At 66.2% G+C, this 17963-nt stretch carries 14 protein-coding genes; 6 read left to right on the forward strand and 8 right to left on the reverse strand.

Annotated features, from left to right (window positions below; genetic code table 11):
* The first annotated feature begins 3 nt into the window (after window positions 1-3).
* The 3 genes from nusA to infB are packed head-to-tail and all read left to right on the forward strand — an operon-like array spanning window position 4 to window position 4771.
* Entirely contained in the window at window positions 4-1617 is a 1614-nt protein-coding gene (gene nusA, locus AB7U46_RS02130; protein WP_428335279.1) for a transcription termination factor NusA, read from the forward strand.
* Window positions 1614-2243, forward strand: coding sequence for an RNA-binding protein (locus AB7U46_RS02135; protein ID WP_428335280.1), 630 nt, complete (start codon window positions 1614-1616; stop codon window positions 2241-2243). Before nusA ends, AB7U46_RS02135 begins: the two co-directional genes overlap by 4 nt.
* Entirely contained in the window at window positions 2240-4771 is a 2532-nt protein-coding gene (infB, locus tag AB7U46_RS02140) for a translation initiation factor IF-2 (RefSeq protein ID WP_428335281.1), read from the forward strand. The genes AB7U46_RS02135 and infB overlap by 4 nt, the downstream gene beginning before the upstream one ends.
* A 92-nt stretch (window positions 4772-4863) precedes the next feature.
* Here infB and AB7U46_RS02145 read toward each other — a convergent pair whose 3' ends face one another.
* From AB7U46_RS02145 to AB7U46_RS02160, 4 genes are all read right to left on the reverse strand, one after another.
* Window positions 4864-5001 (reverse strand): hypothetical protein, encoded by a 138-nt coding sequence (locus tag AB7U46_RS02145; protein ID WP_428335282.1) that lies wholly within the window; start codon window positions 4999-5001, stop codon window positions 4864-4866.
* Between the two features lie 139 nt (window positions 5002-5140).
* Complete coding sequence (gene mutT, locus AB7U46_RS02150; protein WP_428335283.1) at window positions 5141-5584, reverse strand: 8-oxo-dGTP diphosphatase MutT; 444 nt, start codon at window positions 5582-5584, stop codon at window positions 5141-5143.
* A complete protein-coding gene (gene argJ / locus AB7U46_RS02155; protein WP_428335284.1) occupies window positions 5581-6963 on the reverse strand; it encodes a bifunctional glutamate N-acetyltransferase/amino-acid acetyltransferase ArgJ in 1383 nt (460 codons plus the stop codon). The genes mutT and argJ overlap by 4 nt, the downstream gene beginning before the upstream one ends.
* Before the next feature lie 34 nt (window positions 6964-6997).
* Window positions 6998-7870 carry a peptidylprolyl isomerase gene (locus AB7U46_RS02160; protein WP_428335285.1) on the reverse strand — a complete coding sequence of 291 codons (873 nt, stop codon included), beginning with the start codon at window positions 7868-7870 and terminating at the stop codon, window positions 6998-7000.
* A gap of 184 nt (window positions 7871-8054) precedes the next feature.
* Between AB7U46_RS02160 and secA the strand changes: the two genes are divergently transcribed.
* Both secA and AB7U46_RS02170 read left to right on the forward strand, forming a co-directional pair.
* Entirely contained in the window at window positions 8055-10763 is a 2709-nt protein-coding gene (gene secA / locus AB7U46_RS02165) for a preprotein translocase subunit SecA (protein WP_428335286.1), read from the forward strand.
* A gap of 195 nt (window positions 10764-10958) precedes the next feature.
* Complete coding sequence (locus AB7U46_RS02170) at window positions 10959-11945, forward strand: hypothetical protein (protein WP_428335287.1); 987 nt, start codon at window positions 10959-10961, stop codon at window positions 11943-11945.
* On the opposite strand, the gene radC is transcribed toward AB7U46_RS02170, so the two are convergent.
* The 3 genes from radC to dnaK form a co-directional block, all read right to left on the reverse strand.
* On the reverse strand, window positions 11942-12709 hold the full coding sequence (gene radC / locus AB7U46_RS02175; RefSeq protein WP_428335288.1) for a RadC family protein: 768 nt from the start codon (window positions 12707-12709) through the stop codon (window positions 11942-11944). The genes AB7U46_RS02170 and radC overlap by 4 nt on opposite strands.
* 78 nt (window positions 12710-12787) lie before the next feature.
* Complete coding sequence (gene dnaJ, locus AB7U46_RS02180) at window positions 12788-13936, reverse strand: molecular chaperone DnaJ (protein ID WP_428335289.1); 1149 nt, start codon at window positions 13934-13936, stop codon at window positions 12788-12790.
* A gap of 65 nt (window positions 13937-14001) precedes the next feature.
* A complete protein-coding gene (dnaK, locus tag AB7U46_RS02185; RefSeq protein WP_428335290.1) occupies window positions 14002-15921 on the reverse strand; it encodes a molecular chaperone DnaK in 1920 nt (639 codons plus the stop codon).
* A 170-nt stretch (window positions 15922-16091) separates the two neighbouring features.
* Between dnaK and AB7U46_RS02190 the strand changes: the two genes are divergently transcribed.
* The gene (locus AB7U46_RS02190; protein ID WP_428335291.1) at window positions 16092-16727 is read left to right on the forward strand and encodes an alpha-ketoglutarate-dependent dioxygenase AlkB family protein; all 636 of its coding nucleotides are present in this window, start codon (window positions 16092-16094) and stop codon (window positions 16725-16727) included.
* Between the two features lie 90 nt (window positions 16728-16817).
* On the opposite strand, the gene AB7U46_RS02195 is transcribed toward AB7U46_RS02190, so the two are convergent.
* Window positions 16818-17960 carry an alkane 1-monooxygenase gene (locus AB7U46_RS02195; protein ID WP_428335292.1) on the reverse strand — a complete coding sequence of 381 codons (1143 nt, stop codon included), beginning with the start codon at window positions 17958-17960 and terminating at the stop codon, window positions 16818-16820.
* Window positions 17961-17963 lie beyond the last annotated feature (3 nt).

Genomic DNA, 17963 nt, shown 5'->3' on the forward strand with positions numbered 1-17963 from the left:
GAGATGGCAATCACCTCTGCCAACCAGCTCGAACTGCTGCAAACGGCCGAGGCCGTCGCGCGCGAGAAGATGATCGACCCGGATCTGGTGATCCAGGCGATGGAGGACAGCCTCGCGCGGGCGGCGAAGTCGCGCTACGGCTCCGAGATGGACATCCGCGTCCATATCGACCGCAAGACGGGGCGCGCCGCCTTCACCCGCGTGCGCACGGTCGTGGCCGATGAGGAGGTCGAGAACTATCAGGCTCAGCTGACCGTCGCGCAGGCGAAGCAATACAAGCCGAACCCCGAGATCGGCGATGAGATCATCGACGAGGTTCCGCCGGTCGATCTTGGCCGCATCGCGGCGCAATCGGCCAAGCAGGTGATCCTGCAGAAGGTGCGCGAAGCCGAACGTGACCGTCAGTATGACGAGTTCAAGGATCGCAAGGGCACGATCATCAACGGCGTCGTCAAGCGCGAGGAATACGGCAATATCATCGTCGATATCGGCCGTGGCGAGGCGATCCTGCGCCGCAACGAAAAGATCGGCCGCGAAAGCTATCGCCCGAACGACCGCATCCGCGCCTATGTCAAGGACGTCCGCCGCGAGACCCGTGGCCCGCAGATCTTCCTCAGCCGCACCGATCCGCAGTTCATGGCCGAGCTCTTCAAGATGGAAGTGCCGGAGATCTACGACGGCATCATCGAGATCAAGGCCGTGGCCCGTGACCCGGGCTCGCGCGCGAAGATCGCGGTGATCTCCTATGACAACTCGATCGACCCGGTCGGCGCCTGCGTCGGCATGCGCGGCTCGCGCGTGCAGGCCGTGGTCGGCGAGCTGCAGGGCGAGAAGATCGACATCATCCCGTGGAACGAGGATCAGGCGACCTTCCTCGTGAACGCGCTGCAACCGGCCGAAGTGTCGAAGGTCGTGGTCGACGAGGACGCCGGCAAGATCGAGGTCGTGGTGCCCGACGAGCAGCTCTCGCTCGCGATCGGCCGCCGTGGCCAGAACGTGCGCCTCGCCTCGCAGCTGACCGGTCTCGACATCGACATCCTGACCGAGGCCGAGGAATCGCAGCGTCGTCAGGCGGAATTTGCCGAGCGCACCAAGCTCTTCGTCGATGCGCTCGATCTCGACGAATTCTTCGCGCAGCTCCTCGTGGCCGAGGGCTTCACCAACCTCGAGGAAGTGGCTTACGTCGATATCGACGAGCTGCTTGCGATCGAGGGCGTGGACGAGGGCACCGCGTCGGAACTGCAGGCACGTGCCCGCGACTTCATCGAGGAGCAGAACCGCAAGGCGCTCGAGGCCGCGAAGGAAATGGGCGTCGAGCAGTCGCTCTTCGATTTCGAGGGGCTGACCCCGCAGATGATCGAGGCGCTCGCCAAGGACGGCATCAAGACGCTCGAAGATTTCGCGACCTGCGCCGACTGGGAACTGGCCGGCGGCTGGACCACGGTCGACGGCGCCCGCGTCAAGGACGAGGGCATTCTCGAGAAGTTCGATCTGAGCCTCGAAGACGCGCAGACCCTCATCATGACGGCGCGCATCCAGCTTGGCTGGGTCGATCCGTCGGAACTCGAGGCCGCGGAAGAGGCCGAGGAAACCGAGGAAGAGGCGACCGAAGAATGAGCCGCGGGGGCCGGGAAAAACTGAACGAGGAGCCGGAACGGCGCTGCATCGTCACGGGTGACGTGCAGCCCAAGGCCGGGCTCGTGCGTTTCGTGCTCGGCCCCGATGGCACGATCTTCCCCGACCTGGCGGAAAAGCTGCCGGGTCGCGGGATCTGGGTCACCGCGGAACGCGCGGTGATCGACAAGGCCGCGGCGAAAGGGCTTTTCGCGCGCGCGGCCAGGGCACCGGTGAAACTGCCCGAAAATCTTGCCGATCTGGTCGAGGAGGGGCTTGCCCATCGCGTGGTCGAGCTTATCTCTCTCTCGCGCAAGACCGGCGGCGCTGTCGTCGGCTTCGAGAAGGTGAAGGGCTGGCTTGCCGAAGGCAGGGCCCGGGTTCTGTTCCAGGCCTCCGATGGCTCCGACCGTGGCAAGGGCAAGCTCTGGACCCCGGAGGGTGGCCGCTGGTTCGGCTGTCTCACCTCGTCGGAATTGGGTTTGGCTTTTGGCCGCGACCGTGCGATACACGGCGCGCTTGCGGCTGGCGGACTCACCCCGCGTGTGATTAGAGAAGCGGCAAGGCTTGCGGGGATGCGCAAGCAGGACGGCGGCAAGCCCGCCATGAAGGATAGTAAGACGGCATGAACGATACGGATGGCAAGAAACCTCTCGGCCTTGGCGGCAATCGTCCCGGTTCGGTGAAGCAGAGCTTCAGCCACGGGCGCACCAAGAACGTGGTGGTCGAGACCAAGCGCAAGAAGGTTGTGGTGCCGAAACCCGGTGGCGCCTCGGCCAAGGCCGCCGGTTCGCCCAACCTCGGCGATCCGTCGCGTCGTCCTGCCGGGATCTCCGATGCGGAGATGGAACGCCGCCTGCGCGCGCTTCAGGCCGCCAAGGCCCGCGAGGTCGAGGAGGCTGCGCAGCGTGTGGCCGAGGAAAAGGCCCGCGAGGAAGAGCGTGAGCGCCGCCGTGCCGAGATCGAGGCCAAGGAGCGCGAAGAGCGCGAGCGCGAGGAAGCGCTGCGGCTGAAGGCCGAGGAAGACGAGCGCAAGGCCCGCGAGGCGGAGCTGCGCGAGAAGAAGAAGGAAGAGGTCCGGGCGAAGCCCGCGGCGAAGCCCGCCACCCCCGCCGATCCGGCGGCGGCCGAGGCGGCTGCGGCGCGCGCGGCGACGAAGGGCGTTTCCGCCACCGGCCCGCGCAAGACCGACCGCGATCGCGACGATCGCAGCGGCGGTGCGGCCGATCGCGACAGCCGCGGCAAGGGCAAGGGCGACGAGGGCCGTCGTGCCGGCAAGCTCAGCCTGAGCGACATCGAGGGCGAAGGCGGGCGTCAGCGCTCGCTCGCCGCGATGAAGCGCAAGCAGGAAAAGGCGCGGCAGAAGGCGATGGGCTTCGGCCAGAAGGCCGAGAAGCAGGCGCGTGACGTGCAGCTGCCGGAAACCATCGTCGTCTCCGAACTCGCGAACCGGATGGCCGAACGCGCCGCCGATGTCGTGAAGGCGCTGATGAAGATGGGCATGATGGTCACCTCGAACCAGACCATCGACGCCGACACCGCGGAACTCGTGATCGAGGAATTCGGCCACCACGCCGTGCGCGTTTCCGACGCGGACGTCGAGCAGGTGATCGACACCGTCGAGGACAAGGCCGAGGATCTCGAGCCGCGTCCGCCGATCGTCACCATCATGGGCCACGTCGACCACGGCAAGACCTCGCTGCTCGATGCGATCCGTCACGCCAACGTCGTCTCGGGCGAGGCCGGCGGCATCACCCAGCATATCGGCGCCTATCAGGTGAAAACCGAATCGGGTGCGACGCTGACCTTCCTCGACACCCCCGGCCACGCGGCCTTCACCTCGATGCGCGCGCGCGGTGCCCAGGTCACCGACATCGTCGTGCTGGTGGTGGCGGCCGATGACGCCGTGATGCCGCAGACGATCGAGGCGATCAACCACGCCAAGGCGGCGAAGGTGCCGATGATCGTCGCGATCAACAAGATCGACAAGCCCGCTGCCAATGCGCAGAAGGTCCGCACCGATCTGCTGCAGCACGAAGTCGTCGTCGAAGAGATGGGCGGCGAAACCCAGGCCGTCGAAGTTTCGGCGAAGACCGGCAAGGGGCTCGACACTCTGCTCGAGGCGATCGCGCTTCAGGCCGAGATCCTTGAACTCCGCGCCAACCCGCATCGTGCGGCGCAGGGCGCGGTGATCGAGGCCAAGCTCGACATCGGTCGTGGCCCGGTCGCGACGGTGCTGGTGCAGAACGGCACGCTGAACAAGGGCGACATCTTCGTCGTCGGCGAGCAGTGGGGCAAGGTCCGCGCGCTGATCAACGACAAGGGCGACCGCGTCGACACCGCCGGGCCGTCGGTTCCGGTCGAGGTGCTCGGCCTCAACGGCACGCCCGAGGCGGGCGACGTGCTGAACGTCGTCGAGACCGAGGCGCAGGCCCGCGAGATCGCCGATTACCGGATCTCGGCCGCGAAGGACAAGCGCGCCGCCGCCGGTGCCGCGACCACGCTCGAACAGCTGATGGCGAAGGCCAAGGCCGACGAGAACGTGGCCGAGCTTCAGGTGGTGGTGAAGGCCGACGTGCAGGGCTCCGCCGAGGCGATCGTCCAGGCGCTCGAGAAGATCGGCAACGACGAGGTGCGGGTGCGCGTTATCCACTCCGGCGTCGGCGCGATCACCGAAAGCGACGTGGGCCTCGCCGAGGCGTCTGGGGCGCCGGTGATCGGCTTCAACGTCCGTGCGAACGCCCCGGCCCGTGCCGCGGCGAACCAGAAGGGCGTCGAGATCCGCTACTACTCGATCATCTATGACCTGGTCGACGACATCAAGGCGGCGGCCTCCGGCCTGCTCAAGAACGAGGTGCGCGAGCATTTCATCGGCTATGCCGAGATCAAGGAGGTCTTCAAGGTCTCCGGCGTCGGCAAAGTCGCGGGCTGCCTCGTCACCGAGGGCGTGGCGCGGCGTTCGGCGGGCGTGCGCCTGCTGCGCGACAACGTCGTCGTCCACGAGGGCACGCTGAAGACGCTCAAGCGCTTCAAGGACGAGGTGAAGGAGGTCATCTCCGGCCAGGAATGCGGCATGGCTTTCGAGAATTACGACGATATCCGCAATGGCGATGTCATCGAAATCTTCGAGCGCGAGGAGGTCGAGCGCAGCCTGTAAGGGCGCGCTCGCATCCCGCGCAGGCGGCGAACAGAAAAGTCAAAGGGGGGCATGAGCCCCCCTTTTTGTTTTCGGCAGCTGGCAGTCGGGCCTCAGGCGGCCTTCTTCGTCACCGGACGGCCCGCATAGAGGCGGTCACCGACGCGAACGACGATCTTTCCGTTGTCGAGCTGATGCTCGAACGTCCCCTGAACCGAGACGCAGCTCCCCACGACGATGGTCCGAAGCATAGACATCCTCCCAAATCTCTGATGCGGACGAGGTTAGTGGCCAAGTCCTAACAGATTGTAAACGAAAACGCATCAATGCAATGCGTTAACCTTTGTTTTTTCAGGGATTTTCTGCAGATGCAGTGCTGCGGCGCGGCATTCAGAGCCAGTCGCGCAGGATCGGGATCAGCGGCTCGTCGGCGGGCGGCATCGGGTAGTCGCGCAGCCGTTCGGGGCGCACCCAGGCGAGCTCCTGCCCCTCGCGCGGGGTGACGATGCCCCCCCATTTGCGGCAGGCGAAAAGCGGCATCAGCAGGTGGAAATCGGGGTAGCTGTGCGAGGCGAAGGCGAGCGGCGCAAGGCAGCTGTGCCAGGTCTCGATGCCGATCTCTTCCTGCAGCTCGCGGATCAACGCGGCCTCGGGCGTCTCGCCGGGTTCGACCTTGCCGCCCGGGAATTCCCAGAGCCCGGCAAGCGACTTGCCCGCCGGCCGCTGCGCAAGCAGCACGCGGCCGTCGACGTCGATCAGCGCCACGGCGGAGACGAGCACGATCCGCCCCGAGGTGACCGGGGCGGGAAGATGCGCGCCGCAGCCACCACTCACGAGCGGTAATCCGCGTTGATGTCGATGTAGCGATGGGTCAGATCGCAGGTCCAGACCGTCTTCGCCGCGGCGCCGAGGCCAAGATCGACGCCGAGCACCAGCTCCTGGTTCTTCATATAGGCGCTCGCGGCCTCTTCCGAATACTCCGGCGCGCGCCAGCCCTTCTCGGCCAGCACCATGTCGCCGAAGCTGATCCTGAGCCTGTCGCGATCGGCCTTCGCGCCCGACTTGCCCACCGCGGCCACGACGCGGCCCCAGTTCGCGTCCTCGCCGGCGATCGCCGTCTTCACCAGCGGCGAGTTCGCCACCGCCATCGCGACGCGATGCGCATCCTCGGGTGTCTCGGCGCCGGTGACGCGGATCTCGACGAATTTCGTCGCGCCCTCACCGTCCTTCACCACCTGCTGCGCGAGATCGAGCATCACGCCGCGCAGCGCCGCCTCGAAATCGCGCGCCACCTTCGAGCGCATGTCGCCGATCGGCGCGGCGGCGGATTTGCCCGTCGCGGCCAGGATCAGCGCGTCGGAGGTCGAAGTGTCGCTGTCCACCGTGATCGCATTGAACGTGTCATCGACGTTGCGCGAGAGCATCTTTTGCAGCGCCTTCGCCTCGATCGCGGCATCGGTGAAGATATAGACGAGCATCGTCGCCATGTTCGGCGCGATCATCCCCGAGCCCTTGGCGATGCCGGCGATCTTGATCACGCCGCCCTCGCCCTGAACCTCCGCCATCGCCCCTTTCGGGAAGGTGTCGGTGGTCATGATCGCGCGCGCCGCGGCCTCCATGCCGCCGGCGTCGAGCGCGCCGACGAGGCCGGGGACGGCCTCGACGATGCGGTCATAGGGCAGCGGCTCGCCGATCACCCCGGTCGAGGAGGAGAACACGCGCGCAGCCGGCATGCCGAGCGCCGCGGCGACCGCGCCGGTGACGGCATCGACCGCCTCCTGCCCGAGCGCCCCGGTGAAGGCGTTGGCATTGCCCGAGTTCACCACGATCGCGGCGCCGGCGGTTTCGTCGACCTTGCCCTTCAGCTTCGCCTGGCAGTCGAGCACGCAGGCCGCGCGCGTCGAGGAGGTGGTGAACACCCCCGCGATCGCGGCGCCCGGCGCGATCTTCGCCAGCATCACATCGGTGCGGCCCGCATAGCGGACCCCGGCCGGAGCGGCGGCGAATTCGACGCCCTCGATCACCGGAAGCGCCGGGAAAGCGGCGGGCGCAAGCGGCGAGACGGGGGATTTCACCTTCGCCTTCACCTCGGCGATCTCCGCGCGGATCTCGCCTGCGACGCCCTCGGCGGCCGTCTCCAGACGCGCCTTCAGCTTCTTCACCTTCGCCTTCAGCTTGGCGACCTTGCCTTCGAGTTCCTTCGACTTGCCCATCTTCCGCTCCGCCGTTCCGTGACTTGCCTCAGGCTTACTTGGCCCCGAAGACCTTGTCATCCTTGAGGATCGTCGGATCGATGCCATCGGTCATCTTTTCGACCTTGGCCTTGGCGACGGTCTCCGTCACGCGGTCCTCGACGGCCTTCTGGCGCAGATCGCCGGAAAGTTCCTCGCGCGCCTCGTCGAGCGTCGGCGCCTTCGCCAGCCGCGTGCCCTCGAGCTTGATGATGTGCCAGCCGTATTCGGTCTGGATCGGGCCGGCGACTTCGCCGTCCTTCATCCCCGCGACCGCATCGGCGAAGGGCTTCACCATCTGGTCGAGCGCGAACCAGCCAAGATCGCCGCCATTGGCCGCCGCACCATCCTGCGACTTCGCCTTCGCCTCTTCGGCGAAATCCTTGCCGCCGTCGATCTCGGCCTTGATCGCCTTCGCCTCGTCCTCGGTCGGCACGAGGATATGGGCGGCGTGATATTCCTTCGAGGGCTCGGCCTTGGCGTATTTGTCGTCATAAGCCTTCTTCAGCGCCTCGTCGCTCACCGCGCGCTCGGCGGTGTAGTTCAGGAGCTGCCCGGCATAATAGGCGCGCTTGTCGACCTCGAGAGCGATCTCGTCGCGATGGGTCTTCATCCCCTCGCCGATCTCCGAAAGCGCGGTCTGCTGGATCAGCTGATCGAGGATGCCGTCGAACAGCGTCTGATCGGGCAGCGACTGATACTGCGCCGGCAGCCCGTCGCGCACCGTCTGCATCATGCCGAGCGTGATTTCCTGGTCATTGACCTTCGCCACCACCGTGTCGGGGCTCAGATCGGTGCGCACCGCAGGCTTCGCATCTTCGGCGAGGACGGCGGTGCCGAGGCAGCCGATCACGGCCACGGTCCCAAACAGTTTCGTGAAATTCGGCATCAAAGCCACTCCTGCAAGGGCCGCGGCGGCCCGCGGCGTTGACACTCAGACGGCTGCCCCTTACATCGCCAACAGGCTTGTGAAGGCCCATCCGTCCTTATCCGCTTGCCGTTCTAGGCAAGCGCCCCGGGTGCGGCAAGGTGGCAATTCACACGATTTGGTCAGACGAACCCGCGGAGACAACATGCTGGGCCTCGGAACTGTTGCGAAGAAGGTTTTCGGCACGCCGAACGACCGCAAGGTGAAATCGGTGCGCCCGCTGGTGGCGAAGATCAACGCGCTCGAACCGGAATTCGAAAAGCTCTCCGACGAGGGGATCGTCGAGAAGACCCGCGAGCTGCAGAAGCGCGCGCAGGAGGGCGAGGGGCTCGACGCGCTCCTGCCCGAGGCCTTCGCCAACTGCCGCGAGGCGGCGCGCCGCGCGCTTGGCCTGCGCGCCTTCGACACCCAGCTGATGGGCGGCATCTTCCTGCATCAGGGCAACATCGCCGAGATGAAGACGGGCGAGGGCAAGACCCTCGTCGCGACCTTCCCGGTCTATCTGAACGCGCTCGCCGGCAAGGGCGTGCATGTCGTCACCGTGAACGACTACCTCGCCAAGCGCGACTCCGAATGGATGGGCAAGGTTTACGCCCAGCTCGGCCTGACCACCGGCGTCGTGGTGCCGTTCCAGCCCGATGACGCGAAGCGCGAAGCCTATGCCGCCGACGTCACCTATGCGACGAACAACGAGCTCGGCTTCGACTATCTGCGCGACAACATGAAGGGCTCCGTCGCCGAGATGATGCAGCGCGGCCATTTCTTCGCGATCGTCGACGAGGTGGACAGCATCCTGATCGACGAGGCGCGCACGCCGCTCATCATCTCCGGTCCCTCGGATGACCGGTCCGAGCTTTACATCACGCTCGACAAATACATCCCCGAACTCGTCGAGGAACATTACACGATCGACGAGAAGACGCGGAACGCGACCTATACCGAGGAAGGCAACGAATTCCTCGAACGCCGCCTGCACGAGGATGGCGTCCTGCCCGAGGGGCAGTCGCTCTATGACCCGGAAAGCACGACGATCGTGCACCACGTCACCCAGGCCCTGCGCGCGCACAAGCTGTTCCACAAGGATCAGAACTATGTCGTCGCCGGCGACGAGATCGTGCTGATCGACGAATTCACTGGCCGCATGATGAAGGGGCGCCGCCTCTCCGACGGGCTGCATCAGGCGATCGAGGCGAAGGAGCGCGTGACGATCCAGCCCGAGAACGTCACCCTCGCCTCGGTGACCTTCCAGAACTACTTCCGCCTCTACGACAAGCTCGGCGGCATGACCGGCACGGCCGCGACCGAGGCCGAGGAGTTCATGGAGATCTACAAGCTCGGCGTCGTCGAGGTGCCGACCAACCGCCCGATCCAGCGCAAGGACGAACACGACCGCGTCTATCGCACCGCGGCCGAAAAATACGCCGCGGTGATCGAGGCGATCAAGAAATCGCATGAGAAGGGGCAGCCGACCCTCGTTGGCACAACCTCGATCGAGAAATCGGAGATGCTCTCCGAGATGCTCAAGGCCGACGGCATCCCGCACAACGTGCTCAACGCCCGCCAGCACGAGCAGGAGGCGCATATCGTCGCCGATGCCGGTCGTTTCGGCGCGGTGACGATCGCCACCAACATGGCCGGCCGCGGCACCGACATCCAGCTTGGCGGCAATGTCGAGATGAAGGTGCTCGACGAGCTCGCCGCCCATCCCGACGCCAACCCCGACGAGGTCCGCGCCCGGATCGAGGCCGAGCATGCGACCGAGAAGCAGCAGGTGCTCGACGCCGGCGGCCTCTTCGTTCTGGGCACCGAGCGGCACGAGAGCCGCCGCATCGACAACCAGCTCCGCGGCCGTTCGGGCCGTCAGGGCGACCCGGGCCGTTCGCTCTTCTTCCTCTCGCTCGAAGACGACCTGATGCGGATCTTCGGCTCCGACAAGCTCGACGCGGTGCTCTCGAAGCTCGGCATGAAGGAAGGCGAGGCGATCATCCACCCCTGGGTGAACAAGTCGCTCGAACGCGCGCAGGCGAAGGTCGAGGGCCGCAACTTCGACATCCGCAAGCAGCTCCTGAAATTCGACGACGTGATGAACGACCAGCGCAAGGCGATCTTCAGCCAGCGCCGGGAGATCATGGAAACCGACGACATCGCCGAGATCGCGCGCGACATGCGCCTGCAGGTGATCGAGGATCTCGTCGACGAGCATATGCCGCCGAAGACCTACGCCGACCAGTGGAACACCGAGGCGATGCGCATGGCGCTGATCGAGCAGATCAACCTCGATCTGCCGATCGCGCAATGGGCCGCCGAGGAAGGCGTCGATCAGGAGGCGATGCGCGAGCGGATCGAGCAGGCCTCGGATCGCTACATGGAGGAGAAGGCCGAGGCCTTCGGTTCCGAGACGATGCGCCTGATCGAGAAGCAGGTGCTGCTGCAGACGATCGACGCGAAATGGCGCGAGCATCTCGTCACGCTCGAGCATCTGCGCTCGGTCATCGGCTTCCGCGGCTATGCGCAGCGCGATCCGCTTTCCGAATACAAGACCGAGGCGTTCCAGCTCTTCGAGACGATGCTCGACAGCCTGCGGTTCGATGTGACGAAGCGGCTCGCGCAGATCCGTCCGCTGACGGAGGAGGAGCGCGCCGCGATCCTCGCCCAGCAGATGGCGCAATTCGCGCCGCCCGCCGCCGAGGACGAGCCCGCGGCCCCCGCGCCCGAAGCCGCCGCGCCGGTGGGCACGCCGCGCCCGGGCTTCGTCGAATCGGATCCGACGACCTGGGGCGATCCGGGCCGCAACGATCCCTGCCCCTGCGGTTCGGGCGAGAAGTTCAAGCACTGCCACGGCCGCCTCGTCTGACGAAATTGCGGCGGCAATCGGGCGGCACGGGCAGTCCCCGCGCCGCCCTTCGCATATCTGGGCGGAATTCACGGATTTTTAACCATATCTTGGGCGTTTCGCCCGTTCCCGATCCGGAAACATTGCCCCGATCTCGTCGAAGCTTTGCCCGGATCCTCGCCTAACCTGCGCTCAACGACAGGTCCGGAGGCGAGAATGAAGCCCCTTCACAAGATCCTCATGGTGAGCACCACCTTCATGCTGGCGGCCGCGACCGGCCATGTCATGCAGAACCCCGAAGCCTTCGGCATCGCCGCGCGCGGGAACGGGCAGCCGGGGGCGGTCGTGGGCGGCGATCTCGGGCTGGAGAACATCACCCCCGTCGCCAATGTCGAGCAGCCGGGCAAGGCGGTTCTGGTCAGCGGCCTTTCGATCGAGGGCGAGGCGCAGCTGCCGCAGCTGCCTGCGATGCGCGCGCCGCAGGCCGATCCGGCCATCGCCGCGCTGCCGGCCGACACCGACCCCGAGACCCCGGGCTTTGCATCCGATTGCGCCGCGCCGGTGCTTTCGCTCGGCGCCGCTACGCAGGGGGCCGTGCGGCTCGATCTCGACGCGCCCTGCGCGGCTGGCGCCACGGTGACGATCCGTCACGAGGGGCTTGCGCTGCCGGTGACGCTCGATGCGACCGGCGGCTGGCACGGGCTGGTTCCCGCGCTCGCGCAGGAGGCACGTTTCGAGGCCGATCTGCCCGGCGGCAAGACGCTCGCGGCCATCGAAGAGGTCAACGATCTCGGCACGCTCAACCGCGTCGTGCTGAGCTGGACGGGCCCGGCGCAGCTCGCGCTCAATGCTTTCGAATATGGTTCCGGCTATGGTGGGGCCGGCCATGTCGCCCCGACCACGCCGCGCAATGCCGATACGCCGCTCGGCGGCTGGATGACAGGCTTTTCCGGCGGGTCGGAGCAGGCGCATGTGCAGGTCTACACCGCCCCGGCAAGTCTCACCGACGTGCATTTCGATCTCGAGGCCGCGGTCGATGCGCAAAGCTGCGGGCAGGATCTGCAGGCCGATCTGCGCCGCCTGATCGGCGGCAAGGCGGAGGCGCCGATGGCGCTCAGCATCGCGATGCCCGACTGCGACGACGCCGAGGGCGCGGTGATGATGCCGCTGCCCGATCTGCCCGTTTCGGTCGCCGCGAATTAAAGCAGCCCCTCGGCGCGAAAGCTGATCTCGCGGCTCTTGCCGATCACCAGATGGTCGTGCAGCACGAGGCCGAGCACCTCGGCCGCCTGCGCGATCTTCTCCGTCATCGCGATATCGCCCTGCGAGGGCGTCGGATCGCCCGAAGGGTGGTTGTGCACGAGGATCAGCGCCGAAGCGTTGAGTTCGAGCGCACGTTTCACCACTTCGCGCGGATAGACCGGCACATGGTCGACGGTGCCACGCGCCTGTTCCTCATCGGCGATCAGCATGTTCTTGCGGTCGAGGAAAAGCACGCGAAACGCCTCCGTCTCGCGATGGGCGAGCGCGGTGTGGCAATAGTCGAGCAGCGCGTCCCAGGAGGAAAGCACCGGCCGGCCGAGCACCCGCGCCCGTGCGAGCCGCTGCGCCGCCGCCTCGACGATCTTCAGCTCCTGCACCACCGCCTCGCCGACACCGGTGACCTGCAGCAGCCGTGCGGGGGGCGCGGCCAGCACATGGCCGAAATCGCCGAAAGCCTCCATCAGCCGATGCGCGAGGGGTTTGACGTCCTGCCGGGGCAGGGCGCGGAAAAGCAGGAGTTCGAGCAACTCGTAATCGGGCATAGCCGCCGCTCCACCCTCGGTGAAGCGCGCCCGCAGCCGCGCGCGGTGATCGGCGATATAGGAGGGCAGCCGATCGGGCGGCAGCGCGACAGGCCGCGCCTCGTCGGCATCACCGAAAAGCGGCAGTGGCATTTCCTCGAAGGCGGGCGCACGGGGTTTCATGCCGCCAGTCTGCGCGTTCTTGGTAAATGAGACGTTAAAATGAAAAGGGCGCCCGCAGGCGCCCCGTCACTTGGCTTCTCAGCCTTTCATCGTGTCCCAGAAGTGCTTGACCTTCTTGAAGAAGCTCGCGCCCTCGGGGTTGTTCTCCGCCTCGATCTTCTCGAATTCGCGCAGCAGTTCCTTCTGCCGCGAGGTGAGGTTGACCGGGGTTTCCACCGCCATCTCGATCACCATGTCGCCGGTGCCGCCGCCGCGCAGCGCGGGCATTCCCTTGCCACGCAGCCGCATCTGCCGCCCCGACTGGCTGCCGGCCGGCACCTTGACGCGGCTCCGCCCGCCGTCGATCGTCGGCACCTCGACCTCGCCGCCAAGCGCGGCGGAGATCAGGCTCACCGGCACACGGCAATAGAGGTTCACCCCGTCGCGCTGGAAGATCGCGTGCTCGCGCACCTCGATGAAGATGTAAAGATCGCCCGCAGGACCGCCGCGCATCCCGGCCTCGCCCTCGCCGGCAAGGCGGATCCGCGTGCCCGTCTCCACCCCGGCCGGGATGTTGACGGAAAGCGTGCGCTCCTTTTCGACGCGCCCGGCGCCATGGCAGACGTGGCAGGGGTTCTTCACCACCTGGCCGGCGCCGCCGCAGGTCGGGCAGGTGCGCTCGACCGTGAAGAAGCCGTTCTGCGCGCGCACCTTGCCCAGCCCCGAACAGGTCGGGCAGGTCTGCGGCTCGGCGCCGCCCTCGGCCCCGGTGCCGTTGCAGGCGGTGCAGGCGCTCGAGCCCGGCACGTTGATCGTCTTCTGCGCGCCCTTGAACGCCTCTTCCAGCGTCACCCGCATGTTGTAGCGCAGGTCGGAGCCGCGCGTGGCGCGCGTGCGCCCGCCCGGGCCGCCGCCGCGCCCGCCCATGAAATCGCCGAAGAGATCCTCGAACACATCCGAGAAGGCCGAGGCGAAATCGCCCTGACCATAGCCGCCGCCGCGCGGGCCGCCGCCCATGCCGCCCTCGAAGGCCGCATGACCGAAGCGGTCATAGGCCGCCTTCTTGTCGGCATCCTTCAGCACGTCATAGGCCTCGTTCACTTCCTTGAACTGGGCCTCGGCGTTGGGATTGTCCTGAGCGCGGTCGGGGTGAAGTTCCTTCGCCTTGGCGCGATAGGCCTTCTTGATTTCTTCCGCCGAAGCACCCTTGGCGATGCCAAGCACTTCGTAGAAATCGCGTTTTGCCATTACAACTGCCCCCTGGGGGAAGATGGGAACGGGCCCCGAAAGGCCCGCTCCTCACATCCCGGCGCTTACTTGCGCTTGTCTTCGCCCATGTCCTCGAAATCGGCGTCGACGATATCGTCGTCCACGCCACGGGGGCCTTCGTCTTCCTCGACCTCGGCGCCATTGCCGCCTTCGGCCGCCTGCGCCTTGTAGATCGCCTCGCCGAGTTTCATCGCGGCATCGGTCAGGTTCTGGATCCCGCCCTTGATCTTGCCGGCGTCGTCGCTCTTGAGGGTTTCCTCAAGCGCATTGGCCGCCAGTTCGATCATCTCGACGGTCGAGCCGTCGATCTTGTCGCCATGTTCCTTGAGCGACTTGCGGGTCGAGTCGAGCAGGCTTTCGGCCTGGTTCTTGGTCTCGACCAGATCCTTGCGGGCCTTGTCGGCCTCGGCATTCGCCTCGGCGTCCTTGACCATCTTCTCGATGTCGTCGTCAGAGAGACCGCCCGACGCCTGGATCGTGATCTGCTGCGACTTGCCGGTGCCCTTGTCCTTCGCCGAGACGCTGACGATACCGTTCGCGTCGATGTCGAAGGTCACTTCAATCTGCGGCACGCCGCGCGGCGCCGGCGGGATGTTCTCGAGGTTGAACATGCCGAGCATCTTGTTGTCGGCCGCCATCTCGCGCTCGCCCTGGAACACGCGGATCGTCACCGCGTTCTGGTTGTCCTCGGCGGTCGAGAAGATCTGCGACTTCTTCGTCGGGATCGTGGTGTTGCGGTCGATCAGGCGGGTGAACACACCACCCAGCGTCTCGATGCCGAGGCTCAGCGGCGTCACGTCGAGCAGCACGACGTCCTTCACGTCGCCCTGCAGCACGCCGGCCTGAATGGCGGCGCCGAGCGCCACGACCTCATCCGGGTTCACGCCCTTATGCGGTTCCTTGCCGAAGAACTTGGTCACTTCCTCGACGACCTTCGGCATGCGGGTCATGCCGCCGACGAGCACGACTTCGTCGATCTCGTCCTTCGAGACGCCGGCATCCTTCAGCGCCGCGGCGCAGGGCTTCAGCGAGGCCTTGATCAGGTCTTCGACGAGGTTTTCCAGCTTCGCGCGGGTCAGCTTCATCACCATGTGCAGCGGCGTGCCCGAGGAAGCATCCATCGAGATGAAGGGCTGGTTGATCTCGGTCTGCTGGCTCGACGACAGCTCGATCTTCGCCTTTTCCGCCGCTTCCTTCAGACGCTGCAGCGCCATCTTGTCCTTGGTGAGGTCGACGCCATGCTCCTTTTTGAACTCCTCGGCGAGGTAGTTCACGATCCGCATGTCGAAGTCTTCGCCACCGAGGAAGGTGTCGCCATTGGTCGATTTCACCTCGAAGAGACCGTCGTCGATCTCGAGGATGGTGATGTCGAAGGTGCCGCCGCCGAGGTCATAGACCGCGATCGTCTTGGTGTCCTTCTTGTCGAGGCCATAGGCGAGCGCCGCGGCCGTCGGTTCGTTGATGATGCGCAGCACCTCGAGGCCGGCGATCTTGCCGGCGTCCTTCGTCGCCTGACGCTGGGCGTCGTTGAAATAGGCGGGGACGGTGATCACGGCCTGGGTGACGGATTCGCCAAGATAGCTTTCGGCGGTTTCCTTCATCTTCTGCAGGATCACGGCGGAGATCTGCGCGGGGGAATATTTCTCACCCTTCACCTCGACCCAGGCGTCGCCATTGCCGCCGTCGACGATCGAGAACGGGACGAGGCCCTTGTCCTTCTGAACTTCGGCGTCGGTCACGCGGCGCCCGATCAGGCGCTTCACGGCGAAGACGGTGTTGGTGGGGTTGGTGACGGCCTGGCGTTTCGCAGGCTGGCCGACGAGGCGTTCGCTGTCGGTGAAGGCGACGATCGAGGGCGTGGTGCGCGCCCCTTCGGAGTTCTCGATCACACGCGGCTGCGACCCGTCCATGATGGCGACGCAGCTGTTCGTGGTGCCGAGGTCGATACCGATGACTTTGGCCATGTTGTTACCTCTCTTGCGGCGATATGGCGGGGTCGGGTCCACTCAGGCCCCCGGCCCCTATCCCAGGGTTGAATTCTGTCGGTCCGGCTTGGTCCGGTCCGGCTTCTGGGCGTATATAAGGAGGGGCCGGAGGGCCTGCAAGAACCTCGTCCCGGAGAAGATCGCAACAAATGACAGATTCTGCCGAAGCGCCTCCGATCCGCCCGAAAGCGCAGGAAATCCGCGACTTCCTGCATTATCCGGGCTGGCTTTCCGGGGCCGAGCAGATGGCGCTGGTCGCCGACTTGCGCGCGGTGGTGGCGCAGGCGCCGCTCTTCTCGCCGATGACGCCGCAGGGGCGGCCGATGTCGGTGCGGATGACCTCCGCCGGCCGTTTCGGCTGGGTGAGCGACCGGCGCGGCTACCGCTACAGTGAGACGCATCCGGCGGGCATGCCCTGGCCCGCGATCCCCGAGACCATCCTCGCGATCTGGCGCGCGGTGTCGGGCACCGACCGCGATCCGGAGTGCTGCCTGATCAATTTCTACGGTGAGGGCGCGCGCATGGGCCTGCATCAGGATCGCGACGAGGCCGATTTCACGCAGCCGGTGGTCTCGATCTCGCTGGGCGACGACGGTCTCTTCCGGATCGGCAACGAGACCCGCGGCGGGGCGACGCAAAGCCTCTGGCTGCACTCGGGCGACGTGCTGGTGATGGGCGGTGCGGCGCGGCTGCGACACCATGGCATCGACCGCATCGCGCCCGGCACCTCGCTGCTCCTGCCGCAGGGCGGGCGCCTCAACCTGACGCTGCGCGTGGTGACCTGAGGTCGAGGCATATTTGGGCTAGGAATAGCCTTCCTTTTTCTTGGCCCAAATACTCCGCGGGGGTCCGGGGGCGCGAAGCCCCCGGCGGCCTCAGACCGAGCCGCGCGGCATCGGCGTCGTGCCCTCCTTGTAAGGCGTCCAATCCTCGATATGGGGGTAGTATTTCTTCCGCCAGGCCCGAACACGCGGGTTCATCCGGCGCCGCCAGAGCGGCGGCACCATCGCCAGCGCCGTCATCGCCGGATAGCCGAAGGGCAGCTGCGGCGCCTCCTCGGCGTCATAGGTCTGCAGGAGCGGAAAGCGCCGCTCGGGCTTGTAATGGTGATCCGAATGGCGCTGCAGATTGATCAGGAGCCAGTTCGACGCCATCTGATCCGCGTTCCAGCTGTGCCGCGGCAAAACGTGCTCATAGCGCCCCTCGCCGCGGTATTCGCGGGTGAGGCCATAGTGTTCGACGTAATTCGTCAGTTCCAGCTGCCAGACGGCAAAGAAGGCCTGCATCGCGAAAAGCCCGACGCCGAGCCAGCCGCCCACGGCAAAGGCCAGCGCCAGCGCCAGCGCCTGCAGCGCCGCATAGCGCCAGAACGGGTTCGAGCGATGCCAGACCGGCCGCCCCGCGCGCCGCTGCATCAGCGCCTCGGCCTTCCAGGCGCTCACCGGGCACTCGACCAGAACCCGCCAGAAGAACCGATGGAACCCCTCGTTGTAGCGCGCCGTCACCGCATCGCGCGGCGTGCCGACCCAGAGGTGATGCACCAGCAGATGCTCGGTGCGGAAATGCGTATAAAGCACGGTGGAGAGCAAAAGATCGCCCAGCCAGCGCTCGAGCTTCGTGCGTTGGTGCATCAGTTCGTGGCTGTAGACGATGCCGATCGTGCCCGAGATCACGCCGACGCCGAAGAAGAGCGCGACAATCTCCCACGCCGCAAGATGGTCGGTATGGGTGACCCACCAGATCAGCCCGTAGATCACCACCGCTTGGATCGGGAACCAGATCAGCGTGATGAGCCGATACCAGAAGAGATCCTCGACCGGGGTTTCGACATCGGGCTGGTCCTCGTTGCGGCCGAGGATCTGGTCGAGCAGGGTCACCGACCACCACGCATAGGTCGGCAACAGGATCAGCGTCCAGCCGCCGAAGCGCGCCTCGATCGCGGCAAGCGGCAGCGTGCCGAGCGAGACCCAGAAGGGCAGCGCATGGCTCGGACGGCGGATCTCTTCACGGCTGGACATCGT

Origin of the sequence: Paenirhodobacter sp., assembly GCF_050177655.1 — a bacterium.
In the GTDB taxonomy this organism is placed as follows: Bacteria; Pseudomonadota; Alphaproteobacteria; order Rhodobacterales; family Rhodobacteraceae; genus Rhodobacter.

What these genes read in the sequence shown, in the direction of transcription:
- AB7U46_RS02135 (WP_428335280.1), top strand. Translation starts at nt 1,614, where the DNA reads ATGAGCCGCGGGGGCCGGGAAAAACTGAACGAGGAGCCGGAACGGCGC.
- argJ (WP_428335284.1), bottom strand. Translation starts at nt 6,963, where the DNA reads ATGGGCAAGTCGAAGGAACTCGAAGGCAAGGTCGCCAAGCTGAAGGCG.
- AB7U46_RS02160 (WP_428335285.1), bottom strand. Translation starts at nt 7,870, where the DNA reads ATGCCGAATTTCACGAAACTGTTTGGGACCGTGGCCGTGATCGGCTGC.
- secA (WP_428335286.1), top strand. Translation starts at nt 8,055, where the DNA reads ATGCTGGGCCTCGGAACTGTTGCGAAGAAGGTTTTCGGCACGCCGAAC.
- AB7U46_RS02190 (WP_428335291.1), top strand. Translation starts at nt 16,092, where the DNA reads ATGACAGATTCTGCCGAAGCGCCTCCGATCCGCCCGAAAGCGCAGGAA.
- dnaK (WP_428335290.1), bottom strand. Translation starts at nt 15,921, where the DNA reads ATGGCCAAAGTCATCGGTATCGACCTCGGCACCACGAACAGCTGCGTC.
- infB (WP_428335281.1), top strand. Translation starts at nt 2,240, where the DNA reads ATGAACGATACGGATGGCAAGAAACCTCTCGGCCTTGGCGGCAATCGT.
- nusA (WP_428335279.1), top strand. Translation starts at nt 4, where the DNA reads ATGGCAATCACCTCTGCCAACCAGCTCGAACTGCTGCAAACGGCCGAG.
- AB7U46_RS02195 (WP_428335292.1), bottom strand. Translation starts at nt 17,960, where the DNA reads ATGTCCAGCCGTGAAGAGATCCGCCGTCCGAGCCATGCGCTGCCCTTC.
- AB7U46_RS02170 (WP_428335287.1), top strand. Translation starts at nt 10,959, where the DNA reads ATGAAGCCCCTTCACAAGATCCTCATGGTGAGCACCACCTTCATGCTG.
- dnaJ (WP_428335289.1), bottom strand. Translation starts at nt 13,936, where the DNA reads ATGGCAAAACGCGATTTCTACGAAGTGCTTGGCATCGCCAAGGGTGCT.
- radC (WP_428335288.1), bottom strand. Translation starts at nt 12,709, where the DNA reads ATGAAACCCCGTGCGCCCGCCTTCGAGGAAATGCCACTGCCGCTTTTC.
- AB7U46_RS02145 (WP_428335282.1), bottom strand. Translation starts at nt 5,001, where the DNA reads ATGCTTCGGACCATCGTCGTGGGGAGCTGCGTCTCGGTTCAGGGGACG.